Source organism: Streptomyces sp. 7R007 (assembly GCF_054850255.1).
Map to the genome: position 1 here is coordinate 1 of NZ_JBTWMV010000191.1, position 311 is coordinate 311.

The 311-nt window shown below is 66.6% G+C and carries 1 protein-coding gene; it reads left to right on the forward strand.

Annotated elements, in window-relative coordinates:
- Nucleotides 1-311 (forward strand): beta-ketoacyl synthase N-terminal-like domain-containing protein (locus ACYF6T_RS44745; RefSeq protein WP_461703733.1); only part of this gene is annotated, 311 nt, incomplete at both ends.

Below are 311 nucleotides of genomic sequence, written 5' to 3' on the forward strand. Positions count from 1 at the left end.
TTTCCGGGTGGGGTGGGTTCGCCGGAGGGGTTGTGGGAGTTGGTGGTGGGTGAGGTCGATGCGGTCGGTTCCTTTCCCGGCAACCGCGGGTGGGATCTGGGTGGGTTGTTCGATCCCGATCCGGGCCGTGTGGGGTGCAGTTACGTGCGTGAGGGCGGGTTTTTGTACGACGCGGACGAGTTCGATGCCGGGTTCTTCGGGATCAGTCCGCGTGAGGCGTTGGCGATGGATCCGCAGCAGCGGTTGTTGTTGGAGACGGGGTGGCAGGCGTTGGAGCGGGCGGGGATCGCTCCGGCGACGTTGCGCGGCAC